At 61.0% G+C, this 9,585-nt stretch carries 8 protein-coding genes and 3 pseudogenes; 1 reads left to right on the top strand and 10 read right to left on the bottom strand.

Annotated features, from left to right (window positions below; genetic code table 11):
* Positions 1-3: 3 nt before the first annotated feature.
* From CHB77_RS16640 to CHB77_RS18725, 4 genes and pseudogenes are all read right to left on the bottom strand, one after another.
* Positions 4-1,191: a zinc-dependent alcohol dehydrogenase gene (locus tag CHB77_RS16640; protein ID WP_089389305.1), complete on the bottom strand. Its 1,188-nt coding sequence runs from the start codon at positions 1,189-1,191 to the stop codon at positions 4-6.
* Positions 1,191-1,826, bottom strand: a complete 636-nt coding sequence (locus tag CHB77_RS16645) for an SRPBCC family protein (RefSeq protein WP_089389306.1) — start codon at positions 1,824-1,826, stop codon at positions 1,191-1,193. Before CHB77_RS16645 ends, CHB77_RS16640 begins: the two co-directional genes overlap by 1 nt.
* A 230-nt stretch (positions 1,827-2,056) precedes the next feature.
* Positions 2,057-2,266 (bottom strand): annotated as a pseudogene (locus CHB77_RS16650) (transposase domain-containing protein); the annotation flags it as partial.
* A gap of 429 nt (positions 2,267-2,695) precedes the next feature.
* Positions 2,696-3,616, bottom strand: a pseudogene (locus CHB77_RS18725) (GSU2403 family nucleotidyltransferase fold protein).
* Positions 3,617-3,937: 321 nt separating this feature from the next.
* Here CHB77_RS18725 and CHB77_RS18730 point away from each other — a divergent pair.
* Positions 3,938-4,225, top strand: a pseudogene (locus tag CHB77_RS18730) (transposase); the annotation flags it as partial.
* A gap of 266 nt (positions 4,226-4,491) precedes the next feature.
* Here the strand turns inward: CHB77_RS18730 and CHB77_RS16675 are convergent.
* The 6 genes from CHB77_RS16675 to CHB77_RS16700 form a co-directional block, all read right to left on the bottom strand.
* Positions 4,492-5,553, bottom strand: coding sequence for a maleylacetate reductase (locus CHB77_RS16675; RefSeq protein ID WP_089389311.1), 1,062 nt, complete (start codon positions 5,551-5,553; stop codon positions 4,492-4,494).
* 39 nt (positions 5,554-5,592) lie between these two features.
* Positions 5,593-5,892, bottom strand: a complete 300-nt coding sequence (locus tag CHB77_RS16680) for a Dabb family protein (RefSeq protein ID WP_089389312.1) — start codon at positions 5,890-5,892, stop codon at positions 5,593-5,595.
* 165 nt (positions 5,893-6,057) lie between these two features.
* A complete protein-coding gene (locus tag CHB77_RS16685) occupies positions 6,058-7,236 on the bottom strand; it encodes a Gfo/Idh/MocA family protein (protein ID WP_341273568.1) in 1,179 nt (392 codons plus the stop codon).
* Positions 7,163-8,155: an inositol 2-dehydrogenase gene (gene iolG, locus CHB77_RS16690; RefSeq protein WP_089389314.1), complete on the bottom strand. Its 993-nt coding sequence runs from the start codon at positions 8,153-8,155 to the stop codon at positions 7,163-7,165. The genes CHB77_RS16685 and iolG overlap by 74 nt, the downstream gene beginning before the upstream one ends.
* Positions 8,156-8,190: 35 nt before the next feature.
* A complete protein-coding gene (locus tag CHB77_RS16695; protein ID WP_207303070.1) occupies positions 8,191-9,132 on the bottom strand; it encodes a sugar phosphate isomerase/epimerase family protein in 942 nt (313 codons plus the stop codon).
* Positions 9,113-9,585, bottom strand: a 473-nt coding sequence (locus CHB77_RS16700) for a dioxygenase family protein (RefSeq protein ID WP_483406823.1), incomplete at its 5' end; no start/stop codon positions are given. The genes CHB77_RS16700 and CHB77_RS16695, both read right to left, overlap by 20 nt.

Below are 9,585 nucleotides of genomic sequence, written 5' to 3' on the forward strand. Positions count from 1 at the left end.
GCCTCAGACCCCTTTCGCGGCGCCGGGCGTCAGGACGACCTTGGTCCATTCGTCCTGCTTGCCATGGAAATTCCTGTAGCCAGTCGGCGCATCCTCCAGCGACAGGCGGTGAGAGATCAGGAACGTCGTGTCGATCTCGCCTTCCAGGATGCGGTCCAGCAGTTCTCGGGTGTATTTCTGCACATGGGTCTGGCCGGTGCGGATTTGCAGGCCCTTTTCCATCAGCGCGCCCAATGGAAACTTGTCGGCCAGCCCGCCATAGACGCCGGGAATTGACACCCGGCCCCCCTTGCGCACCGCCAGCAGCGCCATGCGCAAGGCATGCGCCCGGTCCGCGCCGATGCCGACCTTCTGCTTCAGCGCGTCCATCAGATTGTCGGGCGCAAAGCCGTGGCTTTCCATCCCAACCGCGTCGATCACCGCATCGGGACCGATGCCGCCGGTCATCTCCATCAAGGCTTCCAGAACATGGGTCTGCTTGAAGTCGATGACCTTGGCGCCCAGGCCGCGCGCCAGATCCAGCCGATGCGGATAATGGTCGATGGCGATGACCTGTTCCGCGCCCATCAGCAGCGCCGACTGGATGGCGAACAGCCCGACCGGGCCGCAGCCCCAGACGGCCACGGTGTCACCGTCCTGGATGTCGGCGTTTTCGGCGGCCATCCAGCCGGTGGGCAGGATGTCGGACAAAAACAGCACTTGTTCGTCGGGCACCCCGTCGGGGATCACGATGGGTCCAACGTCGGAAAACGGCACGCGGACATAGTCCGCTTGTCCGCCCGGATAGCCGCCCGTCATGTGGGAATATCCGAAAAGCCCGCTCATCGGATGGCCATACATCAGTTCGGACGCTTCCTGCTTTTCCACGGGGTTGGAATTGTCGCAGGCCGAGAACTGACCCTGCGTGCAAAAGAAGCAGGCCCCGCAGGATATGGTAAAGGGCACCACCACCCGGTCGCCCTTTTTCAGGGTCGATTTCGGCCCCGTTTCCACGACGCGGCCCATGAATTCGTGGCCCAGGATGTCGCCGGGCAACAGGCCGGGGATCACCGCGTCATACAGATGCAGGTCGGATCCGCAGATCGCGGTGGCCGTCACCTCGATGATGGCGTCGCGGGGATTGACAATCTGCGGGTCGGGAACGGTGTCCACGCGAACGTCATGCTTGCCGTGCCAGGTGAGTGCGCGCATCAGAGTGCCTTTCCGCTGTCTTTGGGCCGGTTGTCCGACGTCGCGATTTCGCCGGTTTCCAGAAGCATCTTCAACCGCTTGAGTTCCTGCTTGCCGCGCATGCCGGGGTCGGCGCCGCGCAACGTCGCGGCCCATTGGCCGACGATGCCCGCCGCAGGGCGCCAAGCCACATGCGCCTCGACCTCGGTTCCCCGTCCGGCGGTGGAGTCGCGCAATTGGACCTTGGCCTCGATGTCGATGTCGGCGCCGTCGACGGATCGCCAGGCCAGGGCCTCGTTCTCGCGATCCTCGACCAGGCGAGTTTCCACGGCAAAGCGGCCGGATGGCCCGTCGATCACCCATGTCACCTGATCGCCGCTGACCTGAACGTCCGACAGATCCTGCATGAAGTCGGCCAGCCTTTGAGGATCCCGCCACATCTGGAAGATGCGGGACCGCGGCGCCTTGATCGTGACGGTGCGGCCGGCAACCTGATAGCTGCCGAAACGGGACCGCCGCGCGGTGCGTCCCGGCGCGCTGTCGGGCGGGCGCCTGGGACCGGGCCTCAGGATGGCCCCGGCGGCCAAGCCCGCGCCCACGGTCAGGGCCAGCACGACGGCGGCAACGGTCAGGTGGTCGGTACGACGACGTGGCATCAAAGCCTCCTTGAACCACACGAACCGTCAGGGTGGACGTCCGCTGTTTCGCTTGTTTCGTTCTACGACGGCAAAACGACACGCGGTCGCTGATGCCATGGTCTTCGGGTTCGGGCGCCGATGGACAGACAATCGACCGACTGCGCGTTACGGAAACGCCGTCCCGACCGGCGGCATGTCAGAAAACCCGGCCATAAGCCAAATGTTCCCAGGCGACATCAGAACAAAGGTTAATACCTTGGGGTGATCTTGTAGTCGGGGGTTCGGGCGAGGGGTTCGGCGAGCCAGGCGTGGGGATCGACGGCGTTGAGCTTGGCTGTTTCGATCAGGGTGTAGGCGATGGGGGCGGCCTTGCCGCCCGCTTCGGAGCCGACGAAGAGGTAGTTCTTGCGGCCGAGGGCGATGGCGCGCATGCCGCGTTCAGCGGCGTTGTTATCGAGCATATTGTTCTCGGCGCCTCTCAACCATTCGGCATATTCTATCCTGTCATGTTAGAGTTGTCATGTCGGGACAGGGGCGCAGGCGTTCCATGCGGTTGAGGGCATAGCCGCTTCGTCCTGCGAACCAAAACCCGCTCCGAAGTGTCCACCATCCAAAGCGGACACTATCCGTCACTCCCAACGCGCGGCTGGGCAGTCAGACCGGACGGTTACAAGAAGCTGAGCATCCCGGCCCTGAAGTTCGAGATGGGGGGCGTGAGTCCACTCGACGTCCTTCTTGGCCTCCGTCCGCTATGGCTCTCGAAGCATGGCTTGACCGCAAAGGGCTATTGCACAGCCCGCCCAATCCCTATCCATCGACTTTAGGGAGCAAGCCTCCAGGTGGGCTGGATCATATGGAGCATGCACAGCAATCAATGTCGATCAGGCTTACCAGTTTGGCCCGACGCTCGGTTTCTTCTCGATAGAACTATCCATCTGATTTGCCAGTTCCTTCGGCAATGTCGCCAGAAACGTTGCGTCGATGGGCAGTTGAGGCATCCTGTCTTTGAGAAGGGAAATCACCGCTAGCGCCTGCGCTAAGTCGCGGCCCTTTTTGACCGGCTCCCTGTCGTTGCGCTGCGACAACCAAAGCTTATGGGCCGTCCAATGGCGCGGGTCCGGGCAGGTCATTGGCGCGGGAAATCCACGCTCATCGACGACGATTGCGTCAACTGACGGTGCGTTCACGAGTCATTGCAAGCCCATGATGGGAACTCCTACCAGGTCGCCTTCGATGGGCGGTTCGGTTCCAGCCATTTTCTTCCAAGCGGGCCGAGGTTCAGGCCTAATCAATTCAACCATATAGCCGTTGTTGTTGGTCAGTCGACAATCCCGCTTGTTGCGCGCCTGAAAACTGCGATCCACCTTGTCCTGTATAAGCTTTGCCAGCCCAGTGAAGGTCTTGTCTTCGGTAAGAAGTCTTAGTCGCCGCCGATCATTCTGCAAAAGGTGGATGTCCCCCGTGGCAGTGGCGCCTTCCTCGAAGACGACGCTGGCCAGCGCTTCGTAGGCATAGAGCGCGTTGGTGCCTATGACGCGCAGGCCGGTTTGTCTGCCATGAATGCGGAGTTCGCGCAGGATTCTGGCTGGTATGATCGGCATCCGCCCAGCACCCAGACTGCGCAGAATGGCTGCTTGGGTGTTCAGATTTTCAGATAGCTTTTGCAGGCGCGTCTTGTTCTGATCACGGGAGGCTTTGAATCGATATAACATCTGCTCGGAGTCGACGGACCTTGGGCCTAAGCTCTTTCCGACGGACCCAATTCTGCGGTATAGATAGTCCGTGCCATCACGCTGCTCAAACGCCATTGTGCCGAGAAAGCTGTGCCGACGGGGGTCTTCGGCCTCAATCCATGCGTTCCAGACCTGTGAGAGATTGATGCGCCCTCGTGCAATTCTGTGATCTAACTACTTGAAAATCATTCGTTTGTTGTCCTTCTAGGGTGATATTTCCGCATAGACACAACAAATATAGCATTTTCAGTTGATTATGGATAAATTTCTAGCTTCGAGACTAACGCTCACCAAGTTTTGGTCGATTTGCGTATCACGCCATGCAGCGGCCCTGCCAACCATAGCGAAATCGACTTAGAACGCCTAACAAACCCCCTGTTCATGCATTGAAGGATCATGAGCAAGCCCCTTGTATCTGATGATCTATGGGAAGTCATTGTGCCGCTTCAGCCAAGGCAGCGGCCAAAGCCCAAAGGTGGCCGCCCTCGATGCGATGACCGGCTGGCCTTGGTTGGCATCATCCTTGTCCTACGATCCGGCATTCCTTGAGAGATGCTGCCGCGCGAGTTCGACTGCTCAGGCAGGACCTGCTGGCGCAGGCTGCGTGACTGGCAGACAGCCGGCGTTTGGACCAAGCTCCACCGCGTGCTACTCGAGCGGCTGTCGGGCACCGGGCAGCTCAACGTGATGGGAAGCCTGATCGGCCTGAGCGAACGTCGGCGTGCGGAGCAAACACCGTGACTGGCGGATGCACTCGATGCCCTCAAAGACTGCTCTGGAAAAAGACTATGGCCCTAACGCACGAAGATTCTGCCATTTGTTGGCAACTGCTCGCGGATCACCGTTCGCCACATTCACCATACGCAACAGAAAGCAGCCGGTTTTCAGGGTTTCGCAAAAAGACGCCGATGCTGATGCACCGACACCTCCCAGGTTTCCTGGCAGGACAGTTACGGCTGGGGTTCCGCACCTTCCCAGGCACGCTGAAGCAGCGCACGCAGAGGTTTTGCTTCGATCGGGCGCGGGTTCCAATACGGATTGGACAGGGCAATCTCACAGGCCCGGTCAAGATCGGCCTCTTTGACGCCAAGATCCCGCAGGGCTGTGGGAAGGCCAAGCTTGACAGCCATATGGTGCAGGCCGACCGCTGCGTCCGGCGCCCCGATGGCTGATGCGATCCTGCCCATGGCCTCGGAAGCCGCCGGGCTGTTGTAGGCCAAAGCATGGGGAAGCACGATGGTGTGGGTTTCCGCATGCGGCAGGTTGAAGCTGCCGCCCAAGGTGTGGCACAGCTTGTGGTGGAGCGCCATGCCGACATGGCCCAGAACCGTTCCGCACAGCCAGGCCCCATAAAGACACTGCGCGCGCGCTTCCTTGTCCTGGGGCGCATCGACCAGAAGCGGCATGCCCTGGGCCAAGGCCCGGATTCCCTCTTCGGCCATCAGCGACATCACAGGATTGCCATCCTTGGCGTACATGCCCTCGGCCGCATGAGCGATGGCGTTCATGCCACTGACCAGGGACATCTCAAGCGGCAGGCTCATCGTCAGGTCCGGATCGTAGATCACGGCGCGCGGCAGGACGCGAACATCCTTGCCAGTGCGTTTCACTCCGTCCTCGGTGATGCCATAAACCGGGGTCATTTCCGAGCCGGCATAGGTCGTGGGAATGGCCAGGATCGGAATGGACGATTCAAGGGCAATGGCTTTTCCAAGCCCGATGGTCGATCCGCCGCCGATCGCCACCGCGCAGTCGGCGTTGAGTTCGGAGGCCAGTTCACGCGCCTTGCGGGCGCTTGCAATGGGCACATGCATCTCGGCACCATCGTGGATGCCGGCGAGCGACGGTCCAAGCAGCTCTGCCACCTGTTCTGCCTGCTCACGCTGCGCAGCCGTGCACAGAACCAAGGCCCGAGACGCCCCGATTGCCTCAACCTCGTCGCGAACCGATGCCAGCTTTCCGGCACCGAAGGTGACGCGTGCCGGCAGGGCTGTGTAGGTGAAGTCCTTCATGAGGCCGTTCCTTTGCTGCAAGTCCAGAGTTTTTGAGCCTTAAAGAGCATAATCGACCTGGAACCGTGCGATGCGCGATTGGCCCAATTCATCCTTGACCCGCAGATGCGCGGGATGCGTTGAATAGGCATCCAGTGCTTCCTGGCTTTCGAATTCGGAGTAGAGGACGACATCGCAGGCGTAATCAACGCGGCTGTGATCGAACCCGACCTCCAGGTGCAACAATCCCGGCACCTCGTCCCGCAGCTTTTCAAAGCGCGATTTCAGGAATTCGGCCGCTTGCCGGCGGTCCTCTTCCGTTTCGCCGGCCATGTTCCACATGACGATATGCTTAATCATGATTTGCTCCGAAGATGTGGGTAAGCATTCAGGCCCTGCATGTGCAGGCCTGGTAGTTTCGAGATTGGCCAGCCGCGGATGCGGTTTCACCGGCTGAGCGTGATGTCGTGGTCGCGGGTTTGGGTGCCCGGCGTCATAGGAGGGTTTATGACGCTGGACAGACGGTTAGAGCTGGACCTCTGCTCCGTCCTGGGCCGAGGATTGGAACAGCGCCTCAAGGATCAGGTTGATGTTGTGGGCTTGTTGCGCCGGGACATTCGAGGGGACGCCAGTCCGAAGCGAATTCACGAACGTGGCGGCTTCCCGGTCGAAGTACACCGGATTTCCGATCTCCGCGATCTCCGGCGAATAGACCGTTTTGCGCACGGCCCAGATTTCCGGGAAGCTGGTTTCGTTCCACTCGGTCCACCCGGCCTGATGCCCGTTCTTGCCGCTGTTGTAGATCTTGTAGGAGGCGGGCATCGGGCGCGAACTCATCACACCTTCCGTTCCATAGGCAGTGATGTCCCAGCTTTCCGTCCACGGCAGGGGATCCCAGGACATGAAGTCGATGGTGATGATCTTGTCATCATAGTTCAGGATCGCCCCGACCGCATCTTCGCGCGCCGTGGGCTCCATCAAGCCCGGAAACTTCGTGATCCGCGCGTTGACCGATTTCGGCTTTCCAAAATGCAGCAGCAGCCGGTCGATCGTGTGACAGCCGATCACATAGAACGCGCCGCCGATATCACCAGGCTGACGCATGTGATCGGTATCGGCCTCGTTGTGCGAGCATCCGGCATGGGCGCGCACCTGCAGCACGCGGCCAAGCTGACCGGATTGAAGCACCTCCTGCATCTTGTCGACCGAAGGGGCATAGCGCCAGCAATAGCCAACCTGGAACAGTTGCCCGGTACGCTCGACGGTTTCGACAAGCCGAACGGTGTCCGACGAACCACGCCCGGCTGGTTTTTCACACAGAACCGCCTTGCCCGCTTCCATCGCCTCGATCGCCCAATCGGCCATCAGGTAACTTTTGGGGTGGATCATCACCGCATGGACATCGGGATCGGCCAGGATGTCCTCTTTGCTTCGGGCCTCAAGGCCAAGCGCATCGCAGAACGGGGTCAGCAGATCGCTCTTGTCATAGGCCCCCATCAGGCGCGTGTTGGGCATTCGCTGGAATGCCTTGACGCGGCCCGAGGTGTGGGGATGGGTGATCCCGAGGCAGGCGATGCCAAGGGTCTTGTCGTCTCCGATTGCGTAGCTCATTGCTCCTCCCTTTCGTGTCTCAGACCGTAACGGCGCGGCCGGTGCGCACCGACTCGACCGCACATTCCGCCAGGCGCAGCGCCTTGACGCCATCGCGCACGGTGGTCGGCATTTCCGTATCGTCACTCAGGGCGTCCACGAACGCATCGAGTTCCGCCCGGTAGGCTTGGGTATAGCGTTCGAGGAAGAAATTGAGCAGCGGCTCGCGGGCGTCGGTAGCCTCGGCGGTCCACACGCGCATGGTGGTCGGGCGCAGGTTGTCCTGAACCAGCATGCCCGTCGCGCCAAAGACCTCGATCCGCTGGTCATAGCCGTAAACCGCCTCGCGGCAGTTGTTGATATGGGCCTGACGCCCGCTGGCGGTCTGCAGGATGACCATGGCGGTGTCGTAGTCGTCGTACTGTCTCAGCGAGGGGTCGATCAGGCGGCTGCCAACGGCCGTGACCGTGACCGGCTCTTCGCCAAGCAGCCAGCGGGCGATGTCCAGGTCGTGGATCGTCATGTCGCGAAAGATCCCGCCGGAGGTTTTGACATAGCTTTCGGGCGGCATGCCGGGATCGCGGCTGGATATGATCACCTGACGCACATCGCCGATCCGCCCCGCATCGATGGCCTTGCGCATCTCGGCAAAGGTGCTGTCAAAGCGGCGGTTGAAGGCCAGCATCACGCGCCCGTTCTGGCGTTCGACCTCGGCCGCGGCTTCCTCGCTCTTGGCCATGTCGAGATCGATGGGCTTTTCGCACAGAACCGCCTTGCCCAGCTTCACCGCGTGCAGAAGCAGGCTGACATGGGTGTCGGTCGGGGTTCCGATCACCACCGCGTCCACATCGGGGCGCTCGATGGCAGCCATGCAATCGCTCATCGCCTCGGTGCCCAGCCGTTCCGCCAGGGGGTTCACGGCATCCGCAAAGGGGTCTGCGATCGCTACCAGCTTGGCTTTCGGATTCGCGGCCACGTTGGCTGCGTGGATTTTCCCAATCCGGCCCGCGCCGAGAACTGCAATACCAATCATCTGTCTGTTCCTTGTCTTATCGGTGCCTGACAAAGTCAGGCTGCCTCGTCTGCGGGGAAAGTAACGGGTTCAAAAGCGGCCATGCTGGTGTCGAAGGCGCGCTGCGCGGCGATCTCCAGCGGCAGCTTGCGGTGCACGGCCGAGATGACTTCGACACCCCAATAGCCGCGATAGCCGACATCCAGGATCGCCTGGATCTGGGACGCGATGTCTATGCAGCCTTCCCCGCAGAGCGCCCGGTGATGGGTCGAGTCGTTGAAGAAGTCGCCAGTAATTTCATGGGCGGCATCGTTGAGTTCGACCGCGCGCAGAAACTGCTTGGGCATCTTGCGGATGTCCGCCCCACTCATGCCGCCGCGCTCGATATGCCAAGTATCGACCAGCAGGCCGCCGTTGGTCACACCCAGACCCTCGAACACCTGAAGCCCACGCTCGATGGTGTTGATGCTGGCGAAGGGCAGAAACTCGATCACGAGATCGATGCCCAGGGGGGCGGCTTTTTCGCACAGCCTGGCCATGGCGGCCCGCATGGCCGGAATATCGGGTTCGCCGGTCTCGAATACCCCGCCGCCCAGCTTGATCTTGGGAACGGGCAGGTCGGCCGCGACCTCCAGCATGCGGTCGAAGGCGACGTCCGATGCCTGGCGGCGCTCGCCGTCGAGGTGCCAATCGACCAGAAATTCCAGCTCGACATGGCGAATGCCATTGTCGGCAAAGATGCTGCGGACGGTCGGCATGCCCAGATCGGCAATCGCCGCGTTGATGTCGTCCATCACGAAGCCCATGGCGCGCCAGCCCACGCGGCCGCAGACCTCGGCCCGGTCGCGCAGCGGAAAAGGGCTGATCTCGCTGGGCGCACCCGGATAGGTGTCGCCGCTGACCGTCCAGTAGGATGCACAGAGTTCGATATCTTTGATATTCATGGTATCCTCGCGCTTTCGCGCCGTTAGTGACCGTTCAGGCTCGCGCCAGGACAAAATCCCAATCCGTCAGCAGGAAGGGAGAAGGCATGCCGTACTGCGCGGCCAGTTCGGGATTGTCGATCATGTTGAATTCGGCCACCAAATCTCCTTTCACGCCAAAGACTGTATCCTCCTTGAGATAGGGGCAGTCCGGCGTGAAGATATGCGTGATGACCTGATCATAGCCGGGCGCGGTGACAATGAAGTGCATGTGCGCTGCCCGATTCGGATGGCGGTCCAGTGAGCGCAACAGCTTGCCCACGGGGCCATCGTCCGGGATCGGGTAAAAGCGGGGCTTGACGGTCTGAAACCAGTAGCGCCCGTCCGCGTCGGAGGTGAAAACACCGCGGAGATTATATTCCGGCTGCTCGCCTGTTGATTTCCACCCAGAAGTGACCCAGGCAGGCTCATAATTTCCATTGAGATTTGACCCATGTGACCCTTCCCCGACGCGGAGAGCGGAGGGGG

Origin of the sequence: Paracoccus sediminis (genome assembly GCF_900188295.1) — a bacterium.
Taxonomy (GTDB): Bacteria; Pseudomonadota; Alphaproteobacteria; order Rhodobacterales; family Rhodobacteraceae; genus Paracoccus; species Paracoccus sediminis.